General features: G+C 56.9%; 20 protein-coding genes. 5 read left to right on the top strand and 15 right to left on the bottom strand.

Features of this window, described 5'->3' with window-relative positions; genetic code table 11:
* Window positions 1-60: 60 nt before the first annotated feature.
* The 8 genes from EBAPG3_RS09005 to EBAPG3_RS08965 form a co-directional block, all read right to left on the bottom strand.
* Window positions 61-456: a hypothetical protein gene (locus tag EBAPG3_RS09005; protein ID WP_004176638.1), complete on the bottom strand. Its 396-nt coding sequence runs from the start codon at window positions 454-456 to the stop codon at window positions 61-63.
* Window positions 457-1,014: 558 nt separating this feature from the next.
* Window positions 1,015-1,260: a hypothetical protein gene (locus tag EBAPG3_RS08995; protein ID WP_040851894.1), complete on the bottom strand. Its 246-nt coding sequence runs from the start codon at window positions 1,258-1,260 to the stop codon at window positions 1,015-1,017.
* Window positions 1,261-1,539: 279 nt separating this feature from the next.
* Window positions 1,540-2,490 (bottom strand): cyanobactin maturation protease PatG family protein, encoded by a 951-nt coding sequence (locus EBAPG3_RS08990; protein ID WP_004176636.1) that lies wholly within the window; start codon window positions 2,488-2,490, stop codon window positions 1,540-1,542.
* Window positions 2,491-2,559: 69 nt separating this feature from the next.
* Window positions 2,560-2,802 carry a hypothetical protein gene (locus EBAPG3_RS08985; protein ID WP_004176635.1) on the bottom strand — a complete coding sequence of 81 codons (243 nt, stop codon included), beginning with the start codon at window positions 2,800-2,802 and terminating at the stop codon, window positions 2,560-2,562.
* Window positions 2,799-3,689: a S8 family serine peptidase gene (locus EBAPG3_RS08980; RefSeq protein ID WP_004176633.1), complete on the bottom strand. Its 891-nt coding sequence runs from the start codon at window positions 3,687-3,689 to the stop codon at window positions 2,799-2,801. The genes EBAPG3_RS08985 and EBAPG3_RS08980 overlap by 4 nt, the downstream gene beginning before the upstream one ends.
* A 241-nt stretch (window positions 3,690-3,930) precedes the next feature.
* Window positions 3,931-5,148: a hypothetical protein gene (locus tag EBAPG3_RS08975; RefSeq protein WP_004176631.1), complete on the bottom strand. Its 1,218-nt coding sequence runs from the start codon at window positions 5,146-5,148 to the stop codon at window positions 3,931-3,933.
* A 170-nt stretch (window positions 5,149-5,318) separates the two neighbouring features.
* Window positions 5,319-8,993, bottom strand: a complete 3,675-nt coding sequence (locus EBAPG3_RS08970) for a P-loop NTPase fold protein (protein ID WP_004176628.1) — start codon at window positions 8,991-8,993, stop codon at window positions 5,319-5,321.
* 322 nt (window positions 8,994-9,315) lie between these two features.
* Window positions 9,316-10,044, bottom strand: coding sequence for a hypothetical protein (locus EBAPG3_RS08965; protein WP_004176626.1), 729 nt, complete (start codon window positions 10,042-10,044; stop codon window positions 9,316-9,318).
* A 120-nt stretch (window positions 10,045-10,164) separates the two neighbouring features.
* On the opposite strand from EBAPG3_RS08965, the gene EBAPG3_RS08960 reads away from it, so the two are divergent.
* Entirely contained in the window at window positions 10,165-13,611 is a 3,447-nt protein-coding gene (locus EBAPG3_RS08960; RefSeq protein ID WP_085922000.1) for a tetratricopeptide repeat protein, read from the top strand.
* A 6-nt stretch (window positions 13,612-13,617) separates the two neighbouring features.
* Here the strand turns inward: EBAPG3_RS08960 and EBAPG3_RS08955 are convergent, their stop codons facing one another.
* Window positions 13,618-14,571: an alpha/beta hydrolase family protein gene (locus tag EBAPG3_RS08955; RefSeq protein ID WP_004178587.1), complete on the bottom strand. Its 954-nt coding sequence runs from the start codon at window positions 14,569-14,571 to the stop codon at window positions 13,618-13,620.
* A 147-nt stretch (window positions 14,572-14,718) separates the two neighbouring features.
* Here EBAPG3_RS08955 and EBAPG3_RS15005 point away from each other — a divergent pair, with 147 nt between their 5' ends.
* Genes EBAPG3_RS15005 through EBAPG3_RS15185 form a run of 3 tightly spaced genes read left to right on the top strand, consistent with a single transcriptional unit; the run spans window position 14,719 to window position 15,664 of the window.
* The gene (locus EBAPG3_RS15005) at window positions 14,719-14,901 is read left to right on the top strand and encodes a hypothetical protein (RefSeq protein WP_004178585.1); all 183 of its coding nucleotides are present in this window, start codon (window positions 14,719-14,721) and stop codon (window positions 14,899-14,901) included.
* Between the two features lie 8 nt (window positions 14,902-14,909).
* Entirely contained in the window at window positions 14,910-15,425 is a 516-nt protein-coding gene (locus tag EBAPG3_RS15190; RefSeq protein WP_004178583.1) for a Kelch repeat-containing protein, read from the top strand.
* Window positions 15,422-15,664: a galactose oxidase early set domain-containing protein gene (locus EBAPG3_RS15185; protein ID WP_004178582.1), complete on the top strand. Its 243-nt coding sequence runs from the start codon at window positions 15,422-15,424 to the stop codon at window positions 15,662-15,664. The genes EBAPG3_RS15190 and EBAPG3_RS15185 overlap by 4 nt, the downstream gene beginning before the upstream one ends.
* Before the next feature lie 29 nt (window positions 15,665-15,693).
* Here the strand turns inward: EBAPG3_RS15185 and EBAPG3_RS08940 are convergent, their stop codons facing one another.
* The 3 genes from EBAPG3_RS08940 to EBAPG3_RS08930 all read right to left on the bottom strand — a co-directional run bounded on the left by EBAPG3_RS08940 (window position 15,694) and on the right by EBAPG3_RS08930 (window position 19,479).
* Window positions 15,694-16,479: a GAF domain-containing protein gene (locus tag EBAPG3_RS08940; protein ID WP_004178580.1), complete on the bottom strand. Its 786-nt coding sequence runs from the start codon at window positions 16,477-16,479 to the stop codon at window positions 15,694-15,696.
* 261 nt (window positions 16,480-16,740) lie between these two features.
* Window positions 16,741-17,976 (bottom strand): vanadium-dependent haloperoxidase, encoded by a 1,236-nt coding sequence (locus tag EBAPG3_RS08935; RefSeq protein WP_004178578.1) that lies wholly within the window; start codon window positions 17,974-17,976, stop codon window positions 16,741-16,743.
* Between the two features lie 393 nt (window positions 17,977-18,369).
* Window positions 18,370-19,479 carry an ABC transporter permease gene (locus EBAPG3_RS08930; protein WP_004178577.1) on the bottom strand — a complete coding sequence of 370 codons (1,110 nt, stop codon included), beginning with the start codon at window positions 19,477-19,479 and terminating at the stop codon, window positions 18,370-18,372.
* A 78-nt stretch (window positions 19,480-19,557) separates the two neighbouring features.
* Between EBAPG3_RS08930 and EBAPG3_RS15180 the strand changes: the two genes are divergently transcribed.
* Entirely contained in the window at window positions 19,558-19,770 is a 213-nt protein-coding gene (locus tag EBAPG3_RS15180) for a hypothetical protein (protein ID WP_004178575.1), read from the top strand.
* A 97-nt stretch (window positions 19,771-19,867) separates the two neighbouring features.
* Here the strand turns inward: EBAPG3_RS15180 and EBAPG3_RS08920 are convergent, their stop codons facing one another.
* From EBAPG3_RS08920 to EBAPG3_RS08910, 3 genes are read right to left on the bottom strand one after another with little or no spacing between them, the layout of a single operon-like run.
* Window positions 19,868-21,046: an ABC transporter permease gene (locus EBAPG3_RS08920; protein ID WP_004178572.1), complete on the bottom strand. Its 1,179-nt coding sequence runs from the start codon at window positions 21,044-21,046 to the stop codon at window positions 19,868-19,870.
* On the bottom strand, window positions 21,043-22,863 hold the full coding sequence (locus tag EBAPG3_RS08915; RefSeq protein ID WP_004178567.1) for an ATP-binding cassette domain-containing protein: 1,821 nt from the start codon (window positions 22,861-22,863) through the stop codon (window positions 21,043-21,045). The genes EBAPG3_RS08920 and EBAPG3_RS08915 overlap by 4 nt, the downstream gene beginning before the upstream one ends.
* The gene (locus tag EBAPG3_RS08910) at window positions 22,860-23,906 is read right to left on the bottom strand and encodes an HlyD family secretion protein (RefSeq protein WP_004178565.1); all 1,047 of its coding nucleotides are present in this window, start codon (window positions 23,904-23,906) and stop codon (window positions 22,860-22,862) included. Before EBAPG3_RS08910 ends, EBAPG3_RS08915 begins: the two co-directional genes overlap by 4 nt.
* Window positions 23,907-23,928: the final 22 nt, after the last annotated feature.

The following is a 23,928-nucleotide window of genomic DNA, read 5'->3' as shown; positions in this document are numbered from 1 at the left end:
TTGCAACAGAATCATGACAAAGGGCCAAGCCGCGGAGAATTCTAACTGCTGGGTAAACCGCTAGAAATCAACGTGCGAAGCGGTGCCACGCAGTGTTGTAACGGTATATAAATCAAGCTGCCCATGGTTGAGAGCCGGTACGATCGAGAATCGATGTATTGTCACAATACCTTTGGTGCGAATACGCACGGATTCACCAGCGGCAAGGTTAGCTCGAGGGATGAGGACGCTGAAAGAGGTTGAACCCGAATCGATGGTGCGTTGGATGGTCACGCTTACCACTGTACCGAGGTCGCATTCCACTGCACGGATGTCGTCACCCGTAAAACCCAGGTTGTGCTGCGCATCCTGATAGCTGAAATGCGGCTTTCCATCGATCCCGCTGGTTGAGTAGCTAACGTGAAGATTATTGCCGGATAATTGATACAGGTTCGGTGATATGAAGGGCGTCGCCATGTTGGTCTCCATCGAATAAACCGGCACTGCCGGAGGTTAAGGAAAAGATTGAGCCGTATCGCTAATAATTACTTTTGCTGCCGGGTAAAACATCTGCAAGGGGGAGCACTTCAAATCCAAAAAAATTATGCCAAGATCCCCTCTGGATTTCCGGGAAGAAGACGATCATTCCCCGGCCAAATCTGATCCAAAGGGCAAAGGAATCGGGGGCTGTCCGCAAGGAATCGACCAAGTGCGGAAGCCCCCTTGATGACAAATTATTGGACATCCGGTTAAAAAATTGCATTCCGGGCTTTCGGTATCCGGGTAACAGGTCCATCCATAGTCACCGCATTGACGCCGTCCGTTTTCACACGGCCCGCAGAATTGCGGCCGCACTACGGATTGATCCCGCGTTACGATGTCTGTAGACGCTGCTATATATTGGCGGTTGGATCTGTAAAGAGTTGCTTCCGCGGTAAATCCTGGCATCCTCATTTTCGTTACCTCCTGAAATATTTAAAGCGGTCCATATGCGGTGGATTCCGAAGTCATCAATTCGCTATGCGGGCTGAGCGGTCAGGAAATCAGCAAGCTGCCGATTGTGAAGGGTGGAAGCCCGCCAAAGAAACGGCATATGAGATCGCTTCCCCCATTCGCCCTGCATCTCAAGTATGCGCCCACATCCGGATCGGACTGGAAACGAAGTTGCGGCGTGACCCCTCCACTACGTTCCAGGGAAATTCCGCCAAAAACGGCCTTTCCCCGGTATATGCCCAAGGCTGGACCCAGCGATGCCTCTGCATTAAACTGTGGTATGCTCATTTCAATTCCTCCTGGTTAAATATTCAAAATCAGATAGGCTAAAAAAAGCCGCTGAAACAATTGCTCACGCTATGGGTTACATACCGCCCACAGGCGCCAGCCGTTCCGTTCCCAGCTATCAAGAATAAAATCATAATCCCCCAAAAAGGGATTGAAGTAGCGGTCTTGATGTGAGTCGGTGAATTGCTTCCCGCCACAATTACTATTACTATCGATATTTCCGCGATAAATCCCGACATGCTCATGGAATTTATTTCACGCCTCCCTTCAATTGGTTAGCTAACGATCATAGTACGGCGACATCTTGGTGACCAGAAATGGGAACTCTTCGGTCGCATCGACGCGCACAAAGAATTTCTCGGTAAAATCCGTGTTGCGGTTGGTGTAAGAGAATATGGCCTTAAATATTTTCCGGGTGCTGCTCAACGATGAGGGGATGACTTCCACCCCGGTCATTGAATTGTCTCCGCCATATTTCTCCGCCGCCTTGGCATAAATGGCTGGATAACGCATGGCCAGATAGTTCAATACGCGGTGCTCATCGGTCGCCCCGGCGTTATCGGTCATTTGCATGATCCTGTCGAACAGTTCCTCAGCCGCCGGACCGAACTGCTTGTCGGTGAGTTTCTCAGGTTTCGGAATAGCCTTGATCAGTTCGTCGCGTCCGAATGAATAAATCTGATCGAAGACGATGATGGGCACCATCAGGCCGTTGCACATATCCGGGGGAGCGATGGGGCCACGCAGACCGATAACGACGTCGATATCATTGGGCGCGGGCATGGGCCGGATCGCATCCACCAGCATATCTATATCCGTCGGGTCGCGCGGCTGCAGGAGGTAGGTTTCCAGGCCTTGTATGGTCAGTACCCAGCATAATTGACGCACCAGATAGCGATTCTGACGTTGCGACAAGACTGCATGAAAAGCCTGCTGATCGGTTTTGCCGGTAGTCTCTGTACGCCCGGTCGCCTGCGCAAATTCCTTTTCCGCGGCGAGATTCGGGAAACGGGCTTCGACCCGGCCAATGGCATAGACGTAGGAGATCGTTCCGGTATCATTGGGGCTTATTCCCCCGCCGCCTCCACAACTACTACAGGTTCCCGCTCCCGCCTGTGGTGAGACGGCCGCGTTTGAATGAACCTCGAAACAAGGCGCGGGCGTCCGCATATCGCTTGCTTTAACCGGTGGCTCCAACGGGTGTTCCATCGTTTCAGTTTGTTCGGTCATTTATGGCTCCTTGGGTATGGGTACCGACTCCATCCAGCAAACCTGGAATTCCGGATTCGGGGATTTCTCCTATCCGGGCCGCCGCCCAGGCGTGAATACCAGCCAGCGGTTGAGCAGGGCTGCCCGGCGTTCACAGCCTCCACAGGGTTGGATCCCCAGATAGGAGCCTGTTCGCTTAATCGCGGCGCCAAGCCCGATCTCATCGCCGGTGATAAACCCGGGCAAACGCACCCGGTGGGGCTGCAGCCCGATTTTATCCGGCGATTTGCCGGCATTATCATCCGCTTCCTCTTTCTTGCTCGCCCTGATCATGCTATTCGCCTCCTTGTGCTCAATGTCTGCAGGGTTTGCCAGGCTGTATCCGCATCCAGCAAGGGAGGAACGATCGAGGCTCGCCGTAACCTCATCATGGAGGTTTGCGTAATAGCGAGTTTGATCTGCGCCCCGGTGGCGTCAGGAAATTCGGACCACAGCAGTGCAATGGCCCCGGTGACGAAAGGCACCGCAACGCTCGTACCGCTCAGCGTAATTGACTGGCCATCAGTGCTCAGGCTGGTAATGTTGTCGCCGGGCGCGCTCAAACCCCTTGTACCGATAGAACCGCCCAGATTCGATTCATTTATCGGCCGGCCGCGCAAATCGCAGGCCACGACCGGAATGACCCATGGGTGGCGGGTAATGGCGGAACTGCCGAGCGTGCCTTGATTGCCCGCTGCCGCCACAATCAGCACACCGCGCTTGAGGGCCAGATTGAGCGCCTCTTCCAGCACCTGCCCTCCCCTGGTGGAAGGCTGCATCAGGGCAAGACTCAGGTTAATGATTCGCGCACCTGCGCCGATGCACTCAAGGATTGCCGCTGCCAGCTCCTGAGGCGTCGAGCCGGGCATATGTTCGCGCCCGGAGGTCGTTTCGGTAAAAATGGGACGTATGAGGAGGGTACAACCGGGACAAATAGCGGGAGCCGGGAAATTCCGTTGCGCGGACAAGATCCCGGCTATAAAGGTTCCATGCAGGCATGCAAGGCTATTAGCCTGCGTGCAGGCTGCTCCATTGTTTCCGGGAATCTCCCTGAGGTTACCTCCCGTCAGACCCGCATGCCGGGTAACGACAGGACCGTCAATGAGTCCAATCTTAATATCGGGAATACCGCTGGTGCGCTCCATCAATGCCGAGAGCCTGACCAACTCCGTAGGAACCATAGCGCGCCTCTCCCCTTGAGTCCTTGATGGCAGATTGCCGGGAGCCTTGCATGCAATGCCAGTGGCCCGGCTGTTTTATTTACGGTTAATAAATTTTTCTTGATTTCCTGCGCGTAGAAATACTCTTTATCCTTGAGCCGTTCGGTGCGCTACCTAACATAGCGGTCCCCCTAATAATCCGTCCGGTCTGATCAAGTCATTGCATATATATCCAATCGACATATCAGTGGCTAAAACCTCATTATGATTTCTCGGGAATTTTGAATCCCAGATAAGTCAGGTTGCTGATTCCCATCAAAATAAGCAAAGTTTCGGGAAATTCAGGAATAGACATGCCATCCGCCACATAGCCCACGAATACCATGCCCAGCACAAGCGTCCATATGACAACCTGCAGACGATGGAAACTCACGCCATTGCCGTCATCGCAAATTTCCCGCCAGAAGCCCCTTGGCCGCGTGCGCCGAGCCTGATTACCCAACTGATGGGATAGTTCCGTGATTTTTTGCGAGAGGACCGTCAACTGGTTTTCATTATCCGTGGAAAAACCGGCCGGATTTTTTTCCTTTAGTTCCTTAAGGTTTTGTTCTTCCGCCCGAATCCTGGTCATTTCGTCCTCGGTCCCGGATTTCTTGCTGTTTCCGATCAGGACTGCGCTCAGCCCCGTGGCGCCGCTGATGCCTAGCAGGATAAGTACCTGCTGGGGAATATATTCCATGGTGCCGGTCAATATCCAGATGCCGACAAATGCCAGTACGACCATCAGTCCCCAGAAGGCCATCTGGCTCTTGCCCAGGCTGTAATAGCCGGTGTCCTGGTCCTTCAACATGTTTGTCTTGTTGACGATCAGATAGTAGGCCACAAATAAAATCAGCAAGGCGCCGCTGACGGTGGCGAGTATTTCGGACGCCGGGGCAAGATAGAAGAAAAACGGGTAGGCGGATTGCACCACCAATGGCAACTCGCTGCCTACCGCAATGCCCACCTCGATGGGCATTACATACTCATCCTTGCTTTTGAAAAGCATGTCCCATGCCTCGCGGGATTCTTTAAGCGCGGGGTTGCGTTCTAGATAGAAACTGAAGCGCAGCATATTTCCATTATCAAGCTGGGATATGGCTGAAGGCAGATTGGCCATCTTGATCCCGTCAAAAAGCAGAATGGGGGATCTGGAAGCGCCGGTTTTTTCTAGCTCCGTTTTTAACCTTCCGGCAACATCCCCGGTTGCCTTGATATGAATTCTTTCACCCATCCTAAAAACGAAATCTTCCTTGTTTTTCCCTTCATTTCTGCCCACGACATAAAGCTCGCCTTTGTCGACACCCTCGCGCTGTGCATTCGCCGATGCGGGATTAACTGATTGGCGCGCGGTAGTGTTTTCGGCGGGCGCATCTTGCGCGTAAGCCCAGGGGAAATAAGCCAGCAGCGTGAACACAGCGGTGATGATCAGGTAACGCATTGAAATGTGTCTCCTTAAATAAGCCTGGATGCGGCAGTTATCTGCTCATTTTTCATTTAGTGTCATGATAAAAAAATTTCTTGCGTCACTCGATCTTCACCTCTTCATGGTGATTTCGCTACAACCACTGGATTCCAAATAACCCATTGCGGAAAACGGCACTCTGCCTTTTATGACCGGCCGACTTCGAACGAAAACCGCGCCACGCGCTTCGTCCAGGGTGCAAGTACCGCAAGCCTGGTATCGGCAGGCACCTCCTCATCGTGCACCTCCAGCCACTTGCGTAATCGTTGCCACCCGGGGGCATCCTCAAGCCAGGCCTGGTCCATCTCCTTCATGAGCCAACCGATATCGCGCGCAGCCTCATTCAGGGGCTCGGAACCCGCCCCGACTTCCACTGTCGCAAAGAAGTTGCGCGCCAGCATGGGCGTGCCGGTATCGACCGCGAGGAGAAGCAGCACGGCCTGGTAGTGGCCCAGCGGATTGCCCGGCCGCAGGAACGAGCGCTCCTCGTGCGGGCCGAGCCCCACCTTGATCAACCGGTACACGTTAACGAACCGCTTGAGGGCGCGCGGCGAGCGACCGAGTACCGGCGCAAGCTTTGTCATGAAATCCAGTTCGGCAGGAATGATTTCCAGGCTCTCGAACGTCGGGTAGGCGGGTGGTTGGGCAGCCGGAACTGGGGTAGCGCCGGCATTGCTCCCGGCGGATGCGGACCCCGGCGGAGCGGATTGAGCCGCCTGCTGTTGCCTTGCTTGCGTCGCCGCCGGTGCGCTTGCCCCGGACATCCGCTGCTGCGGCGTGACCGGTATCCCGGGAGACGTTCCAGCTTCCGCCACAGGCATCGTTATCTTGCCAGCCCCTTTGTCCTGTCCCCCCTCTTTCGAGTCCTGATTGGAATGCTTTACGCTCGTTCGCAGCAGTCCGCGCACCATGTTGTCACAAGCGGCGGCGTCCATTGGCCTCAGCCAGAACGGAATCTGGAAAATTTTCTCGAGGTAATCATTGGGTGTTGCCGAGCCGAGGAGCAGCCCCGTGTCACCGTCGTCATTTACCGGCCTGTTGTCGACATGAAGCAATTCGCGGTAGCGCGTCTGCAACGAGCGCTTGATCCAACGAGCATCCACCCCGACGACAACGACAAACAGCGGAAATGCCAGCAGCAGATGCACGGCCTGCAATACCTCCACCACCTTATTTGGCGGACAGCGATCGAGATCGTCGATATAAAGCACAATGCGATTGATGCGCTTGTCCTTGTCTTTCTCTTCTTCAGCCAGGCTTGCATACCGCCTCTGGCCATCGGCGCGGGGTGGTTCGGACGGATCTTCGGGCGACAGCGACCAGTTTTCCTCCTCGATCAACCCGGAAAGCTTTTCGAAGTCGTCGCGCACCAGGGCGAGCACGCCGAGGTGCTTGCGATAATCGCTGCTCGCGGCACGGTCGGTGATGAAGTTGGCAAGCAGGCGGCCGGCCGTCGCGGCCTTGAGTTCAGCATCGGCAGCGGCCTCGCGTGCCTTCGCCTCCGCATGCCTCTGCTGCGCAGAATCGAGAGCTGCTGTCAGCTCGCGCAGCCTTTGCTCGGCCTGGGTCACTTTCTGCACATGGACAGCGGTTTCTTTCGCCATTTCCTCGTCGAACTTCTTCTGCGCTGTCTCCGCTTCATCGAGCCGCCGCGACATCCACTGGGCCTGTTGTTTGAGCCAGGGAACGCCTGACGCGATCAACGTCGCCAAACCGGTGGCATAAGCATAGATATCGGTAACGCTCGATCCGAGCATCTGCAATACGAAGCGCATAATGATCGCCATGACCGGTGCCCCGAGAAGGCTGAGGAGCAACCAGTTGAACCGGCGATTCCGATCCTTTGCATGCATGAGCGGGGCGAGAAATCGCTGTCCCCGTCCGAGCACGCCATGGATCTGCCGCAGCGCACCCTCGAGCTCCACGGCGCTCCGGCCGACTGCACCGAGATTGAGTTGTTCCAGCGCATCGACGACCGGCTGGTGGGCGCCGGTCAACACAAAATCCTTCCGCACGTGTTCAGCGTTCAGCTGGGCCAGCTCTTCCGTTTTTTCGTTGAGACTCTTCTGCGCGGCGTCGAGGGTCACCTTCGCGGCGGTGGCCGCCGCTTTCGCACTGTCGGCGGCGTTGCTTGTCGCCTGCGAGAGCGCCTTCTCCTCGGCCAGTTTTTTGATCAGCTCCTCCTGCAATGCCCGGCTGATTCGCGGGTCTTCCTTCGCATACAGGTTGTCAAGGATGTGCTCGACGAGGCTCGCCCAGAGGTTGCCTTCGACATAATGCCAGGCGTTGAACTCGATCTGTACGATGTTCTTGTAAATGGGAAGATCGCGCTGCATCCGGTTCGCCACGCGCGCCTCCGCCGCCAGGCCGTCGATAGCGGCGCGCAACTGGCGCATGAAGAATGTCTTGCCGGAGCCCCACTCGCCGAACAAGCCGATGGAGAGCGGCGGCACGACGGTTCGCGCAGCTATCAATGCGGCAAGCGCGCGCACATCGTTCTGGATATCCAGGAGATCGTCGCCACCCACGCGATCGGCGATGAAGCCGCTGAATCGGCGCACCGCCGAGCGCGTGCCGATAAGCAGCGCCTCCCAGGCGTCATCGTCGTCTCCATGGCCGCGCAACCACTCGCATAGCGCCTCACGCACGAATACGGGATCGAGGTTCATCTCGGCGAGGCGGTTAAGGGCGCCCGAACGCTCTTGCGTGGTATCGCTGTGCAACAGGGCTGCCAGGAGGTGGCGTGCATGGATTTCGGGATCGTGCGTCGTGCGCTGCGCAATGTCGCGCGACCGCTCCAGCGCCGCGAACAGGTAGCCTGTCATCTCCACAGGAAGGCTGCGAACCGGGCTTTCGGATCGCGCTTGCAGACCCCGCGATCCGCGTTTTCTGAAATAGCGGTCCCGTATTGCGTCATATTCTTTTGTATGCCTGTCGATCAGCTCACGCAGGAAATGTGCTGTCCATGGGCCCCCCGTGTCGGTGGCTTCGGCGAACGCAAGCAGCATGAAGCTGGTGGTCACGGCAATCGGCGGCGTTACGCCCGACGCCATCTCTGCTGCCCGATTCATCAAGAATGGAATCGAGCTCGCAGTCTTGAATTCAGAGAGCCGCGCCAGCGGTACGGTCCCGGTAGCGGATGGGGCTGGCGATTCTGGCTGCCGACGGGACTGACGGGATTTTACGGATGCCCCCTTGGTCAATGGCCGATTCGGCTGCCCAGGTGTCTGCGCGGATGGCTGCTCCGTTGCCTGATTTGACGCGGTTGCCTCATTGCGACCATCGACGTTCAAACTATTCGAGTCCCCGCCGGGCGCCATTTCCACCTTCCCCTGGGTGTCAGCAAGTGAGGCAACCATATCCGCTATCCGGTCAAGCTCCGCATCGCACAGGCTTGGAGGGAAATCAGCGAGCGCCTGATCCTGCGTTGCTGCAATCGCGGGCAATAACGCGAGCCAACCGGGGAAATACGTGGAGAGCCGCACAAGCACGCGGAACACGTGGGATACCGATCGCTCTTCCAGCAATATGCTCTGCAACACGCCCGCGATCGATTCGTCGCGCACACAGGGGGAACCGAGCAGATCGTCCGAAACGAGAAAGAGCATTATCGCCACATTCTCGAACTCGTCCCGCAGCGTGTCGGGCGCACGGGCCGACTCGGCCAGATATTCATCGCTCCATGCCTCCACGCTCAATCCTGCCGGAAAGCGTTCCCTGTCATTCGCGCGGGCAACGAGGCGCTCCTCAAGCCTTTGCCTCCAGCCGTCATCCTGACGAGCGTAAACCAGGATGATTCTTTTACCGGATGCCGCAATCATGAGGGCTTCCTATCAGGTTGAATCGCCTTTTCGGTCATGGGACCGGAAGCCTTATTTTTGTGCATTGCACGGATATGCAATTCAAAATTAAATCTTCTAATATGAAATTATCATTGCAAATCATGATATTAAATACGATATATATTGTCACATATGAATGTGAAACATTACTTGATTGAGTCCACATCTGCCCGATCGAATACCGGATCACATGCCATGATATCGTTTGTAGTCGATTACACCCTCGGCGTGACCACCTCCTGTTCGATGAGATCCAGACTTTCGGGACTGCGCTGTACCCATCAGCGCCTATTTAATTTACTCAAAGTATAGGGATATCTTCCGCGACGCCGTTCAATTTCATGACTTCGTAAGTAAGTTCCGCACCCGCCGGCCTTATCACACGCCCCCGGCTGTGAATCTTGATTCCCAAGGTTTCGAACTCCTGCCGTGCGTGGCTTCCCAGTTGAACCGGCGGCAGCACCAGGGCGAAATCCAGGCCACCCGCATCGGCATTGGGTTGAAGCGTCACTGAGACGAGCGACCCCAGAATGGTTTGCTCCTGGCTGATATCTGCCCCCCGGAATACAAACTGGCCTTCCGAACCATTGTATTCAAGCTGGGCATCTGATAGTGATTCACCTGCCCCAAGGGGGCCCAGCGCCCTGGGGAAAAAAACGACACGCTTGATGCCCCCGCAATTGCTGAGGATATAGCGGTTGGGTTGCCGGTCACGATCATCGAGCCACGCCGTGACCGAATTTTGTGCGGCGTTTACCCGTACTCCCTTGACCCCTGCTGGAAAGCTGTCCCACACATAAACCGCATGGATGGGAGAAATCACCTGCGTCGCAGGACTTGCCGGAGGATCGGCGGCGAAATCGAAATCGTAAATTCCATCCGGGGGTGCCTGGATATTGACGAGGGGACTCAGCCGAGGGTTGGACCAACCCCCGGTTGGCACGTTGCCCGCCGAGGTAATCTGCAATTTGGGCGGAAAACTTTCCAGGACTGCAAGCCTGACTTCCGTCACTTCACGAATTGTTTCCATGATTTGATTCACCTCCCTGTCTTATCACGGCTGACCTCTATACACATTAGTTTCACTTCTTTATAGTTCAGGAAGCAAAAAAAACAAACAGGGTTATTTTTCAGAAGAAATGCATATGTCATGAGTGAACGCCGGATCCTGGTCATTGGGTCTCAATGCGAAGCCCTGAACCAGCTTGGTTTTCTGCCGCAGACGGCGCAGGAACTTTATCGGGTGATGATCGATCCGGAGCGAGGTGCATGTGTTTCCGCGCTCGAGGGGGAAGGATTGCTCATCGATCCCACTGTCCGGGATACCAAAGACGCCATCAAGAAAGCATACTGGCGCGCGGCGAAAGATGAGGCCACGCTATTCGTTGCCTATATCGGTCATGGTGAGCGCGCGGATGACGACTTCTACCTGCTGCCGCGAGATGCGGAAAATCCTCCTGACTCCGACACGGCGGTCCATCTCACCAACCTGATCAAGGAGGCGCACAAGAAGGCCGTGGGCCAAGTGGATGGATTGGCTGTGGTGGTCGATGCCTGTTATTCGGGTCAAGCCGGATTCGGCGCGGCACAGTCCTGGGTGCGGGGCCTGGGGGGCACACTTCGATTCGAGGTTCTCACCGCCGCGGGTGATCGTCCGGCGGCGGATGGCTGCTTTAGCCGAAGCCTCGTTGCATTGCTGCGTGACGGGGTTGCCACAGAACCCTCCGAGCACCTGCACTGCGTTAATCTGCGTCCCCTTATTAAGAAACGCTGTCCGAACCAGGAAGCGCAAAACCCCGCCTATAATCCTGACGCAACGCTGTGGCTGGCAAAGAATGCGGCCAGTATTCGCGAGCCATGGGCACAGACGCCGCTGGCGGATGAAATCCAGCGACTTACACGAGCATATCAGTCTACTCTTGCCCTGGATGAAATTGTGAAGCGCTCGCAGGCGGAGCGCTGCGTGGCGGTGGTGGGCGATGCAGGCACGGGAAAATCGGCGCTGGCGGCGGCGCTGGCTTGGCCGAAGGCCGCGCCGGGGGTTGTTCCCGCCGGCTTCGTACATGCAATCGCCCTGCTTAATGAAGCAATGACACCACGGGAGCTTGCACGTATCCTGACCGAACAGCTTGCCCGGTCCGTGTCTGGCTTCCGTGAAGCACAGCAATCGTTCGCGCGCGATACTCCTTACGACGAACAGCAAAAACTGGATACGCTGGAGAAGCAATTGCTCGGTCCGCTCACATGGCTGGGGCGGCTGGAACAGCCAGCCCAGGTCACGGAGGTACGCATCGTCTTGGATGCGCTTGATCGCCTCGCGACCGGCGCGCGCGGCTCCGTAATGGAGGCGCTGAATCAGTTGGGCAAGTTGGCCTTTGTGCACCTGCTGGTTACTGCCCGGCCAGATACGGAACTTCCATCGGAAGCTTCGTCATATTCTCTTGCTTTCGCGCCAGATGAAAAAATCCATCAGTATCTCGAACAGCGCAGTGTTCCACCAGCACGTCAGGCGGAGGTTGCTCAGGCAGCCCAAGGTAGCTGGCTCGTGGCCCGCGTGCTTGCCGATCTGCTTGACGAACAACCCGAGGCACCCATAGGCGCCGGCCGGCTCGCTCTGGGGGATGCCTATGAAGAGATGCTTTCGCGTTGTGGCGTCAGTGAGGACGAGAGCCCCCGGCGTGTGCTCGAGATTCTTGCCGCCGCTGGGGCGGGTCCCCTGTTGCCGCTCCCGCTGCTATGCAAGGCAAGCGAAACGCTTGGCGGCCCGAGGTCCCCGGCGCTTGTCCGCGACCAGCTGGTGCGGCTGCGGGGCCTCGCGGTGCGAAGTGCGGCAGGTACGGAGAACGAGCATGCCGGTCTTTTCCACCAGACGCTCGTCGATTACGTTACTGCCCGCGCCCCGCAAGAAATCATTGCCGCACACAAGGCCCTTATTGCCGGCATTGAGGCGCTCGCACCTCCTGGCGCAGGCCCAACAGACTTGAATAACGCCATTCAGCATTATGCCTTCGAGCGTGAAGCAGAGCATTTATGGACGCTTGGGGAGGCCGACAGTGCCTTGGCGAGTCTTTCCGCAAGAATCTCGCCCATCCCTCGTGACAACCTGCGTCGCTGGCGGCTTTGGCTGATGCGAGTAGAGACGGTAGTTGGCTCAGATCACCCGGTTACATTTATTGTCCGCAACAACATCGCTCACTTAACCGGCGAATGCGGAGATCCGCGTGAGTCGCTGCGGCTATTTGAGGCGCTACTCCCCGACCAGGAGCGCGTACTGGGACCCGATTACCCGGATACGCTCAAGACCCGCAGCAATATCGCATACTCGACTGGCATGTGTGGAAACGTTCACCAGGCATTGTGTCTGGCCGAAGCGCTGCTCCCCGACCAGGAGCGTGTATCTGGACCCGATTACCCGGCCACGCTCACGATCCGCAACAATATCGCCCATTGGACCGGGGATTGCGGAAATCCTCGCAAGGCGCTCAGGTTGTTCCAGGAACTGCTCCCCGACCAGGAACGCATACTGGGACCCGATCATCCGGATACGCTCAAGACTCGTAGCAACATCGCGCTCTGGACTGGTAACAGCGGAGACACGCGCGAAGCATTGCGGCTGGCCGAAGCGCTGCTTACCGACGAGGAGCGTGTGCTGGGCTTGGGTCATCCGGGCACGCTCACGATTCGCAATAATATCGCCCATTGGACCGGGGATTGCGGAAATCCTCGCAAGGCGCTCAGGTTGTTCCAGGAACTGCTGCCCGACCAGGAGCACATACTGGGACCGGATCACCCGGACACGCTCAAGACTCGTAGCAACATCGCGCTCTGGACCGGCAACAGCGGAGACACGCGCGAAGCATTGCGGCTGGCCGAAGCGCTGTTCCACGACGAGGAGCGTGTGCTGGGCTTCGATCATCCGAACACGCTCGCGATCCGCAGCAATATTGCCTTCTGGACTGGCGAATGCGGGGACTCCCATGAAGCACTGAGACTGTTCGGAGCGCTGCTCCCCGACCAGGAGCGCATACTGGGACCGGATCACCCGGACACGCTCAAGACCCGCAGCAATATAGCCTACTCAATCTCCCTGTGCGGAGATGCTCGCGAAGGGCTGCGACTGGCTGAGGCCCTGCTCCCTGACCAAGAGCGTGTACTGGGCCCCGATCACCCGCTCACGCTCACCACCCGCAACAATATTGCCCTCTGGACTGGCGAATGCGGGGACTCTCAGGAAGCACTAAGACTGTTCAAAGCACTGCTCGTCGACCAGGAGCGCTTACTGGGACCGGATCACCCGGACACGCTCAAAATTCGGAGCAATATCGCCTACTCGACCGCGCGCAACGGCGATGCGCGGGAGGCGCTCCGGCTATTGCAGCTGTTGCTCCCCGACCAGGAGCGTATATTCGGCCCCAATCATCCAGCCGTGCTCATAATCCGCAGCAACATCGCGTACCTCACTGCCGAGTGCGGAGACGCCCGTGAAGCATTGCGACTGTTCCAGGCACTACTCCCCGATCAGGAGCGCATACTCGGCCCCGATCATCCGAATACCCTCATTATCAAGGAATCGATTGATCGTTTGACCTCAAGCTGAATCTGGTCAACCCACAGCGTTTGCAGCATCGCCGCCAAACATCTCTCCCACTTCCCTGCCAATCTGTGCCTTGCCGAGATAGAAATCCGAGTTGTGAGGATCGGCGCCGTTGTCCACGGTGTAGCCGCCCTCGAACGATGCGCTGGCGGGTATTCCTGCGTGGAACAAGCCTTCAAGGTCCGGTTCGGCGGCAATAAAATCATCCCGGTCGGCTATATTCACCCAGCGCCGCACAGCCGGCGGGAAACCTGGTGGCTGCGGCCGCAAGCGCTGGTAAACGATGGTCTGGAGCCCAAGGGGAGACCCCAGCGTCAATAGCAAAGGAAGTGGCTTATTCATCAGGTGCGCCGCTTCATAAGCAATTACGGAGCCCAGCGAATGCCCGATCAGTATTTTGGTTTCAGGACCAATCAACTTGAATACCGATTCGAGGGCTGCGGAACGGATGGTGTCGTTGGTGAGATATCGCGTAACCTGGGCAAGGGAGCGATTGACGAAGCGCTCAGCAAAGCCCATGCCGAACGGTGCAAACCAGGAGATTTTGCCCAGACTTCCGATAGCGCCGCGGACAACGCTTCCCGCGCCCTGCTCCGTGCCCATCTGCCTGGTTACGTAAGCCAGCTCAAGCTCACCCGTTTCCCGAACCTTCCGCTTCGAGGCTCGCCCGGCGGCGCGCTTTAGCCATTCCAGCGCCAGAACCTGTGCGAACTGCGCCTCTTCGGATGTAAATTCTGCGGGATCATCGCCCTGCTGACCTGGCACAAGGAAGAGGCTGCCATAGAATGCCATCCGTGTTTCGATGCTGCCGGGCTTTCCGGCGTTGCGCCAAATCCGGTCCGCCACATCCGCAAACCCGGCATCCCGCACACCGCCCGCCAGCGCGGGCAACCACGCGCTTTCCAGTTTGTCAGCGGATTTTTGCTGCTGGTCAATGCCGTGCACGAGAACAATCTCGGCCATGCTTCCCTCCTTTCAGAATGTATATCAGTATATCTCAATCAGCATAATCGGAAGCTTTCGGCTAAAGGCACCTGTTCCCTCCTTGTATCTATCTGGATCTTTGCTATTTTTAATCTTGATGCTTACGACAAATAGGAGACCGGGATCATGCAAATCAGACACATCTACCTGAAAATCGAAGCGGTACCGAATTACAGCCCTGTCGCGCCGGATGATGCCGAGCATCATAAACATCGGCTTGACTGCATGAGAAACATGGAACATGAGGACGCGACTATTCCGCAACCGACTATGGGCAGCAGCAGTTTTATGACCGCCAGGAAGGCATGAGCCTCCTCATGATCGACACAACCGTGAGCCCGGAACACACGAGCCTGTATGTCTTTGGAGGCGGCGTGTCCGGCCCCGCCACGGCACGCAATAATGCTACCGCCGAAGTGATTGAATTCAGCGGCGGTATTGCAGGCTCGGCATGGGCGCGTATCGCGGATATGAATTTCGGCCGAACAAATGTCAATGCCGTGGCGCTACCCACGGGCAGGATACTCATCATAGGCGGTCACAGCAATGGTCAGAAATGGTCACCCACCCCGGTGCTCGAAACAGAGACCTACGATCCGGCTGCGAATACCTGGACGCCCGGCGCCCCGCTAAACTTTCCCCGCCAGTACCACTCGGTGTGCATTCTGCTGCCGGATGGAAGAGTTCTGGCAGCGGGCGGCGTTGCCCCCGGCACGACGGACCCCGACCAGCATTCGGTGGAGCTTTACTCGCCCGGCTATCTAAGTCTGGGTGCGCGCCCGGTGATAGCGAATGCGCCCCCTGCTCTGTCACCTATGCGAGCGCTTTTGTGATTGAAACGCCACAAGCCGCGGATATCAATGCAGTGGTGTTGATTGCACCAATTTCGGTGACGCACCCCACCGATGCCGGACAGCGATATATCAAACTGCCGATTGGCTCCCGTACCGCCAGCACCCTGGAAACCCAGGCGCCCGCTCATGGCAATATCGCGCCACCGGGGTCCTATATGCTGTTCGTGGTCGATAATCAGGGCGTGCCATCAGAGGCGAGGTTTGTGGCGATTTCCTAGGAATCTCTAAACAGGGATTACTGAAATTGTTATGGGGTTTCATCGGGGGACTCTTTTTGCCCCCGCTTCATACGTTTGCTGTGCCGCTGCAAATGAGTGTTCAACTGAGCAATGATATCCGACGCAACATTGATGACTTGGCCCGAGCCGAAACCCAGGCGGATCATTTCCTTATAGAAGGATTTTGCCATGATTTTTGCAATCTGATCCGGATTATGCAAAGCACTTCCCAGTGAATTGCTCATTTTTTTTTGGGTCTCCTGTATCAGCGCCAACTGGGCGAAACGTGAATTCAGTATGCTCTGAAGTTGCATCGTCTGAATCGATTTGCCGATGAACAGGGCAATGACATCAAGCAGATTCAGGTCACCCGGTTTGAAGGATGCTTCGTTATTGCAACCCGTGACATTGACCACGCCTGCTATGCAAGTGTTAATTTGTATTGGCGAGCAAAGCAGACTTTTATGGGAATCATTGGTGCGCCGCGCCTGATTGGCGAACTCCGATTTATTGATATCCTCGATGAATAATGATTTTCCGGTGGCAACGACATATCCTGCAATGCCCTCCCCCTTGCGTACGGATTCCTTGTACGCGGCTGCCGGCAGCGAACCATAGCTGGCACAAACTCTCATGCGCGGATTCTCGGATTCGCCATCATTTAAAAGCATGATGGAACAGTTTTTGGCACCCAGGATTCTGGCGGTCTTTTCCGCGAGCTGTAACAGCTTGTCGTCGAAACTCCCTTCTTCCAGGATGCAGGATATATCCTGGAGCTTGATTAGCTGATTTTCCACTTTCCCGCTGACGTCCATTCAGACTCCATGATTATGACCAGACTCTTTATCCTGGCCGGGCTACGGGTCCCATCGTGCGATTGGGGACTAGGGGCGCCGCTCGACGCCGAGCAGCGGCTCTGTGCCGCCCGCGTGATGTCGTGCAATACGACTCGATGACCAGCCCGATGCAAGCGGTCGCGGAACCGGCCGCGCTGGAATTATGCGCGCACCTCCGAAAGTGAAAATGGAATAACGGCGCCAGCCCACCCCGAAACAGGCTGCGCACAGTCTTGCCGCCTACTTGACCCGCAGCAGATACCTGGTTACTGCCAATTCGCCAATCTGTTGACCCATGGCAGTGCCTACCTCCCCGGAATTGCGGTAGTGAACACCATCATAGATGCGCGCATTGGCCACTTCCTGGGTAAAGTCGTCGATTGTTTTCCAGTTTCGCGCCACACCACCGGCAGCCCGGCTGACGGTCGTCAGGGCGGGTGCAGGCCCTGCTCCGATTTCCGCTCGCAGCACCGCGCCGACGGCTCCGGAAATGATGCAATGCGCGCAGGGATACTCGGGATGCATGGGTGTGTCGATGAAGGGTACCCAGGAGGGATCTCGTTCGGTGGCATCGTTACCGTCGATATCGGCGTTGCGGATCGCGGTAACCGGCCGCCAGAAATTGTAGTGGTACTTGGCGTCGAATACGGCGACCAGCGAATCGTTCGTAGCCTGCGTCAATGCCGCGAACAGGCGTGCATTTTGCGTAATCTCCCGTCCTGGAGCATCGGCAACGGAACGTGCGATACCATGATAAATCGGAGGCATTACCTCTTCCCAGAAGCGCGCGATATCAGTTTGCGCAGCGGTGCGGCGAGTGCTGTTCTTGCCGCCAAGCGCCTTGACCTCATTATAATCACGTGCCCACAACTCGCTCGTGAGGCTGGGGGGCGGGCCGGGGCGGAATTGCGCGGAGCCGGTCATCAGCCACGGCTTGATCCGCGCCCAGTGCGGAGCCTCCGGAATTACGGTGGGGACATAGACGCCCGCGCTGGTGTGCGGCCGGTAGTTTTCCCCCGCCGCAAATCCGTCATCGGCGCGCATTGCCAGGACAGCCTTCGCTGCTTTTTCTCCGGCGGCAATGCCGCTCACCTTCGCCGGCCCATCCGGTACCCTGGACAAGGCCGCCTGGTAGGCGGTGGCGATGGCTGTCTGTTGAGCTGGCACAAGTTCCGTTAGCACGGCATGATTTGCCGCCGCAATCGCGGCATCGGTTGATGCTCCGGAAGCTGGCTCCAGCTTCAAACCACTGGCCGGATAGCGTTTGGTGATGGCATTCACCACCTCATATACCGCCGTGGAAGCGATTGCCAGCGCCCGGTCGGCGGGCAATGGTCCCATTCCCGCATTGACCACGATATCGCCCGCCGTGCGATTCCAGTCAGTGACCGCATCGGCCATTACCGTTGAACTTATCAACCACGACGACGCGGTAATCAATAACGCAATCCTGTGATGCCGCTTGATATGTATCATGGATTCTCCCTCCTGGTTCTCTACAGAAATCTCGTTGATATATGATTTTTAATGCTTCCCCGCGCTTTTAGCAACCCATCATCGGTTTGTTCTGGCATGCCGCCAAACCATGGTTATGCTATTGTTGTTTCCGGTCCAGAAATTATTATCCATTTTGTATAGTTAGATTTGGAGATCATTTTTACGTTGGGAAGTGGATGAACAGCAGGAGCATAAAGTTTATTCGTCCCTTTTTAATCACCCCAAATCATGCCGTTTGATTGTCTCCATTTCAATTTCGCTGCACTTCACCGTGACGGGGGAAATGCTAGCAGACTGCCCGAGGAAAAGAAACCGGCCTCTTGCGTTTCAGTCGTGCCTTGCGCGTCAATAGGAGGAATGTCCATGCTAAATTCATAAAAGACGATTGCGAAACAGCCAGGCAGCCAGTGGCAGCGTAATAGCTGAAATGATCAGCAGGGGAATCAGATCGTGAATGAGAGTAAACAAGCCTACCCCCTCCAGATAAATACGTTGCACCAGGTCGATAGCGAAGCGCAACGGGTTGGCCAGCGTGGCGATCTGGAGGAATTCAGGCATATTGCGCACCGGCGTGGCCAGCCCGGAGAGCAAAATCAGCGGCATGATCAGTACGAATGTATAGAGCATGGCCTGCTGCATGTTTGCCGAAACCGCCGAGATCGCCAGCCCCATACCGACGCTCGCAATGGCGAACAACCCCAGCCCGGCATAGAGCGCCAGCAACGAACCGGCCATCGGTATTTTGAACCAGAACAGCGACACCGACAGCACGATAGTGGATTGCACCATACCGATCATGATGGTCGGGATAGCCTTGCCGATCATGATCTCGATGGGCGAGTACGGCGTCACCAGCAATTGGTCAAACGTACCATTTTCACGTTCGCGGGCGACGGACAATGCGGACAGCATCATCATCTGGAGCATGCTGAGGGATGCGATCAAGCCAGGCAACAGGTTCCACCGTGTCTCCAGGTTGGGGTTGTACCAGGCGCGCCACTCGACGGTGAGCGGCGGCCCGGCACCGCCGCGCAGTATCGTGTTATATGACTCGATGACAAGCCCGAGGTAAGCGGCGGCAGAACCGGCCGTATTGGAATTGCGCGCATCGAGTATCAGTTGTATCGGCGCAGATTCGCCCGCATTCAGCTGCTGCTCGAACCGCGGGCCGATCTGGATCACGATCAACGCTTGCTGCGAGTCGATTACCCGCGCAATATCGTCGGGTGTTTGCAGGGTCGCGACACGATGAAATATACCCGTGCCGTCCAAACGCGCAACCAGTCCGGTCGAGATGGCTCCGCGGTCCTGGTCGAGCAATGCATAGGGTATATCCACCAGATCATAGGTTGCGGCATAACCAAACAGAAAACTTTCTATCAGGGATGGAAAAACGAGTATGACGCGGTTGGCAGGATCCTTGAAAATGGCAAGCAGCTCTTTACGGCACAGGCTGGCAATGCGGTGCAGAAAATCGTGCATGGCTCAACCTAAATCCGGCAGTTGGACGAGGCGGAGTGTGCGGTTTTTGGGGTGGGGGGCAAGGCGCAATGATGCGCAATGGTGCGACCGCGCAGGGCGGAGCAGCGCCTTCTTCCGCAGGAAGGTGTGACCCCGAAGCGGGATGCGGGCGCTTTGGAACGCGATCACGGCATTCCCTGCGCTGCCCGATCCCTGCTTCGCGGGGGCCCTCGTGCGACGCTCCAGGGCGCCCCATTCCAAGGCATTGCAACGCTGCCATGCGCCGTAAAGACCGTGCAATCTGCCCTGTAGCGGACTCACCCAAAAGGCGAAAGTCAAACCGCATAAGATATTGTTATTTATCATAATAATAGCAAAATAAATGAGCGGTCAACTGCCAGGTTTGGGTTCAGTCCAGTTTCTTGCGGGTAACGAACCGCGCCAGTCCCAGCAGCAGTACGGCATAGCCGGCGAGAATCGCACAGTTCTTGAAAATCAGGGGCCACACGTTGCCTGCCAGAAACAGCGTCCTGATCAGCTCCATGAAGTAGGTGGCCGGCAGTGCGTGGCCGACAAGCCGAATAACCAGGGGTACGTTGCGCAGGTCGAACAGGAAACCCGAGAGCATCAGCGCCGGCATGAAACTCGCAAGCAGTGCGACCTGGCTAGCCAGGAACTGGTTTTTGGTCATTGAAGAAATTACCAGTCCGAGACCCAGCGCTACTAACAGATAGAGCATCGAGCTGATCAGCAGTATCACCAGCGAGCCGTACCTCGGCACCTGGAAGAGAAAGTGCGCGGCGAGCAGACACAGCACCAGACCCAGCATGCCCACCAGGAAATACGGAATAATTTTTGCCAGCAGAATCTCCCAGGGCCGCACCGGTGAAACGAACAATGCTTCAAGGGTACCGCGTTCCCACTCCCGCGCCATGACCATTGCGGTCAGGAAGGCGCCGACCAGGGTCATGATCAGCACGATCAACCCCGGCACCAGATACCAGGTACTGGTATTGGCGGCGTTGAACCACATGCGTTCAATCACCGTAACCATACCTGGGCCGACAGTGTCCGCCACCGCTCCGCGGTCTGACTGACGCTGCATCCACTGACCCACGGCGCCGCTGACATAGCTGCGGATAATGAGGGCGCGGCTGGCCTCGGAACCATGCACCAGAAGTTGCACCTGTGCATTGCCCGCTGTCAGGCGGCGGGAAAAATCACTGGGTATCCGCACGATGCCATCTATCTCGCGTGCCAGCATCAGGCGCTCGGCCTCGCGCATCGAAGTGACTATCACAGGAGAGATATACGCCGAAAGCTCGAGGCCCGCGATCACATCGGCCGCCAAGGGCGAAGGATCTTCCAGCACCACCGCTATGGGCGCATTCTTGACATCGAGCGAGAGGCCATAGCCGAAAATCAGGATCAATACCATCGGCAGGCCGATACCAATGGCAAGATTGCTCCTGTCACGCAGCAACTGGCGGATTTCCTTGCGGGTCAATGAGATCAGGCGCAGCCAGAAACCTTTGTATCCCTTGCCGCCTTTCTTGTCTGACTGGCCTGCTCCCGTTTTTTCGCTCATGGCCTGATTTCCATTGCGGCGGTTTCGTTGTCTCTCTGGCGGCCTTGCTCGACGATGCTGATAAACGCCTCTTCCATGTTCAACCGGCTGTCTTTTCCGCCCGCTTGCGTCCGGACCTCCTGCGGTGTGCCGAGTGCCAGCAGCTTCCCGGCATCCTGGATAACGATACGGTCGCAATACTCGGCTTCTTCCATGAAATGCGTCGTAATGATGATAGTTGTTCCTACCTCTGATAACGCGGTAATGCGCCGCCAGAATTCGCGGCGCCTCTGCGGATCGGTTCCACTGGTAGGTTCGTCCAGGAACAGAATATCAGGTTCATGCAGCAACCCCACTGCCATCGCGAGGCGCTGCTTATAACCACCGGGCAACTGCCCGCTGGGTGACTTTTCTTTATCCTGCAAGTCAAACTGTCGCATGACAACGGCGATACGCTCGCGCAAGCGCTCTCCGCTCAAACCATAGGCACTGCCGAAGAACTCCAGGTTTTCCATCACGCTAAGATCACCATAGAGCGCAAATTTCTGCGATACGTAGCCGATCTTGCGACGCGCGATCGCACGCGCATGCCGCAGATCGACGCCGGCCACCCGAAGGAAACCGCTGCTGGCCGGCAAAAGGCCGCAAAGCATGCGAAAGGTCGTCGTCTTGCCCGCACCATTCGGCCCCAGCACACCGAAGATCTCCCCGCGCCGGATCGAAAACGAGATATTGTCCACCGCGGTAAAATCACCAAACCTGCGCACCAGGTCGCGCACCTCGATAATCACATCACCGGCATGATCTTTACCTTTGTCCAGGCTTTCGACTTCAACCGCTTTCAGCCGCACGGCAGCCTTCAGCGCAATAGTCTCCCTCGGCTCAGCAACGTACTGTTTGTGCAGCAGCATCATAAACCCGTCTTCCAGGCGTTCCTCGACGGCCGTAACCGGAGCCCCGCCAAGCAAGGCATCAAGATGCCGCTGATCGCCCCCTGGGCGCCGAATGAAACGTACGGCTCCCCCCTGCGGAACTGCATCAATGATGTTTTCAGTATTGTCCAGCAAGCGTGTCTGCAAAAAACGCGGTGGCTGACCTTGCGGCGGCGTGACGATAAAACATAGGCTGCGGGCATGATGGCGGATTTCCGCCGGGCTTCCCTGAGCCACGAGTTTGCCTTCATGCAACACGAATACTCGGGCGCAGCGTTCCGCTTCATCAAGGTAGGCGGTACTGACCAGGACAGTCAGTTGCTCGTCGTCAATCATTTGCTGAACGATTTCCCATAACTCCCGGCGTGACAGCGGGTCCACGCCCACCGTTGGCTCATCCAGTAGCAGGAGCTCCGGCAAACGCACCAATGTGCAGGCCAGCCCCAATTTTTGCTTCATCCCCCCGGACAGCTGGCCCGCAAGACGCGCGGTGAAGCGCGCCAGATTGGTCATTTCCAGCAGCCGTGCGTAGCGTTTCAGGCGCATGGCTTGTGGCACGCCATGCAGATCGGCGTAGAGATCGAGATTCTCCTGCACGCTGAGGTCTTCATACAGGCCGAAGCGCTGCGGCATATAACTGATGCGATCCTGAATCGCCTGCGGGTTGGCCGCGACATCAATACCCAACACGTGAAGTTGCCCTTCATCAGGTTTCATCAATCCGGCCATCATCCGCAACAAAGTGGTTTTACCCGCGCCATCGGGACCCACCAGCGCTGTAAGCGTGCCTGCCTGTATGGCCAGCGTGATGTCGGCGACTGCGTGAATCGTCTGGCCGGATTCCTTGATCAGAAATCGCTTATGGAGGACATGCGCGGTCAGTGCCGCCGCAGATGGATGCGTCACTGTGCCGCCCCGGGGGCGTCACGATGATTATCCAGGGATATGCGAACGGTGGCGGGCATGCCCAGGCGCAGACGATCTTCCGCATCGTCAACGAAGATACGGACTTCATAGACCAGGCTGGTACGCAGTTCTTCCGTCTGCACTATTTTCGGGGTGAACTCCGCCACCGAAGAAATGTAGCCGACATGGCCCCGAATGGGCTGATCCGGATGGCTGTCAGTCGTCACGCGTGCGCTCATGCCCGGCTTGATCCGTCCCAGATCGACTTCGGTGACATACGCGCGGACCCATTTCGGATCGGTAATAGCCAGCGCATAGACCGGCCGTTGCGGCGAAGCCATATCTCCCGGCTCCAGCAGGCGTGAGCGCACAATGGCATTCATGGGCGCCTTCAACTCGGCCAGGCTGATCTGGTGCCTGAGCAAAGCCAGCTCAGCTTTGGAAACATCCAGTTGCGCCTCGGCCTGCGCGATGTCTTCCTCCCGCGGACCGATCACCGCCAGTCTCAGCGCTTTTTTACGATTTTTAAGCTGTGCCTCTGCGACTTGGCGGCGTGAGCGCGCACTGTCCAGATCCTGTTGGCTGATCGCCTTATCAGCGGTTTTTTCCACATCCAGCAGGCGCTTAAGCTGTTGCGCAGCAAGATCCGCGTCAGCCTGGGCGGAAGCGACGTCAGCTCTGGCCTGATCCACCTCTTCGGGGCGCGTGCCGTTCTTCAGCCGCAACAAAACCTGCTCCTGCACATCAATCTGCGCCTGGGCCTGCGCGATTTGTAGTGCCAGGGTACGTGTATCGAGCGTCGCCAGCACTTGTCCTGCCTCGACCCGGTCGCCTTCCTGCACGCGCATTTCAGCAACCCGTTCACTGCCATTGAAAGCCAGCGAAACCTGGCGAATGTCAACATTGCCGAAAAGCTCCAATGTATTTGGATTATCCTGCTGGCGCACGAGAGACCATCCCGCCAGCACCGTAACGGCGATGACAAATGCGGCGGCAATGATGATCAATCCTTTATTCATGGGTGGATGCGCAATTTGCGGCATTGCGGCACCGGAATCAGTAATG

Source organism: Nitrosospira lacus, assembly GCF_000355765.4.
In the GTDB taxonomy this organism is placed as follows: domain Bacteria; phylum Pseudomonadota; class Gammaproteobacteria; order Burkholderiales; family Nitrosomonadaceae; genus Nitrosospira; species Nitrosospira lacus.
This window is presented reverse-complemented; position numbering and strand designations above follow the sequence as displayed.

Bases quoted from the DNA above. Each gene is read 5' to 3' on its own strand.
- EBAPG3_RS09005 (WP_004176638.1), bottom strand. From the start codon at position 456: ATGGCGACGCCCTTCATATCACCGAACCTGTATCAATTATCCGGCAAT.
- EBAPG3_RS08995 (WP_040851894.1), bottom strand. From the start codon at position 1,260: ATGAGCATACCACAGTTTAATGCAGAGGCATCGCTGGGTCCAGCCTTG.
- EBAPG3_RS08930 (WP_004178577.1), bottom strand. From the start codon at position 19,479: ATGCACGATTTTCTGCACCGCATTGCCAGCCTGTGCCGTAAAGAGCTG.
- EBAPG3_RS15190 (WP_004178583.1), top strand. From the start codon at position 14,910: ATGATCGACACAACCGTGAGCCCGGAACACACGAGCCTGTATGTCTTT.
- EBAPG3_RS08970 (WP_004176628.1), bottom strand. From the start codon at position 8,993: ATGATTGCGGCATCCGGTAAAAGAATCATCCTGGTTTACGCTCGTCAG.
- EBAPG3_RS08960 (WP_085922000.1), top strand. From the start codon at position 10,165: ATGAGTGAACGCCGGATCCTGGTCATTGGGTCTCAATGCGAAGCCCTG.
- EBAPG3_RS15180 (WP_004178575.1), top strand. From the start codon at position 19,558: ATGGTGCGACCGCGCAGGGCGGAGCAGCGCCTTCTTCCGCAGGAAGGT.
- EBAPG3_RS08920 (WP_004178572.1), bottom strand. From the start codon at position 21,046: ATGAGCGAAAAAACGGGAGCAGGCCAGTCAGACAAGAAAGGCGGCAAG.
- EBAPG3_RS15005 (WP_004178585.1), top strand. From the start codon at position 14,719: ATGCAAATCAGACACATCTACCTGAAAATCGAAGCGGTACCGAATTAC.
- EBAPG3_RS08965 (WP_004176626.1), bottom strand. From the start codon at position 10,044: ATGGAAACAATTCGTGAAGTGACGGAAGTCAGGCTTGCAGTCCTGGAA.
- EBAPG3_RS08975 (WP_004176631.1), bottom strand. From the start codon at position 5,148: ATGCGTTACCTGATCATCACCGCTGTGTTCACGCTGCTGGCTTATTTC.
- EBAPG3_RS08935 (WP_004178578.1), bottom strand. From the start codon at position 17,976: ATGATACATATCAAGCGGCATCACAGGATTGCGTTATTGATTACCGCG.
- EBAPG3_RS08910 (WP_004178565.1), bottom strand. From the start codon at position 23,906: ATGCCGCAAATTGCGCATCCACCCATGAATAAAGGATTGATCATCATT.
- EBAPG3_RS08990 (WP_004176636.1), bottom strand. From the start codon at position 2,490: ATGACCGAACAAACTGAAACGATGGAACACCCGTTGGAGCCACCGGTT.
- EBAPG3_RS08955 (WP_004178587.1), bottom strand. From the start codon at position 14,571: ATGGCCGAGATTGTTCTCGTGCACGGCATTGACCAGCAGCAAAAATCC.
- EBAPG3_RS08980 (WP_004176633.1), bottom strand. From the start codon at position 3,689: ATGGTTCCTACGGAGTTGGTCAGGCTCTCGGCATTGATGGAGCGCACC.
- EBAPG3_RS08985 (WP_004176635.1), bottom strand. From the start codon at position 2,802: ATGATCAGGGCGAGCAAGAAAGAGGAAGCGGATGATAATGCCGGCAAA.
- EBAPG3_RS08940 (WP_004178580.1), bottom strand. From the start codon at position 16,479: ATGGACGTCAGCGGGAAAGTGGAAAATCAGCTAATCAAGCTCCAGGAT.